Source organism: Catellatospora coxensis (genome assembly GCF_016862635.1).
In the GTDB taxonomy this organism is placed as follows: Bacteria; Actinomycetota; Actinomycetes; order Mycobacteriales; family Micromonosporaceae; genus Catellatospora; species Catellatospora coxensis.
The window spans coordinates 1-767 of the sequence record NZ_BONI01000210.1; the positions used below are offsets into that span (position 1 = coordinate 1).

At 66.5% G+C, this 767-nt stretch carries 1 protein-coding gene; it reads right to left on the reverse strand.

The genetic code is table 11. The annotated features are described in order from the left end of the window. Nucleotides 1-767, reverse strand: a 767-nt coding sequence (locus Cco03nite_RS42055; RefSeq protein ID WP_239168103.1) for a carbohydrate ABC transporter permease, incomplete at both ends; no start/stop codon positions are given.

Here is a 767-nt window from a genome sequence, read left to right on the forward strand (position 1 = left end):
TTGACGCTGCCGGCGAGGCCGCCGATGAGTTGTCGTTCGGCGATGGCGTAGAAGCCGAGGGCGGGGATCATGGACAGGACGACGTAGGCGAGGACGCGGGCGGTGTCGTCGGCGTATTGGCCTTGGAAGGCTTGGACGCCGACGGGGAGGGTCCACCAGGTCTGGTCGGTGAAGACGACCAGGGGTAGGAAGAAGTTGTTCCAGCTGGCGACGATGGCCAGGACGGAGACGGTGGCCAGGGCGGGTTTGGCCATGGGTAGTAGTACGCGCCAGAAGAAGCCGAAGGGGGTGCAGCCGTCGAGGGTGGCGGCTTCTTCGACTTCGGCGGGGATGGTGCGGAAGAACTGGCGCAGGATGATGATCGTGGTGGGTAGTCCGAAGGCGGCTTGGGGCAGGATGACGCCGAGGGGGTTGTCGAGTAGTTCCATGCTGCGCAGGAGGATGAACAGGGGCAGGATGGCCACGGCGAAGGGGAACATGAGGCCGATGGCGAAGAGGGTGAACAGGGTTTCGCGGCCGCGGAAGGCGAAGCGGGCGAAGATGTAGGCGGCCATGGCGGAGGCGGCGACGACGACGGCGACGGTGGCCAGGGCGATGAGGGTGCTGTTGGCGAGTTGTCGCCAGAAGACGGGGTCGGTGAGGATGCCGGTGTAGTTCTCGGGGCGCCAGGGGTCGGGCCAGCCGAGAGGGTTGGTGGACAGTTGGCCGTTGTCCTTGAACCCGCCGAGCACCCCGAACCCGACCGGCACCACGATCAGCGCGCCGAT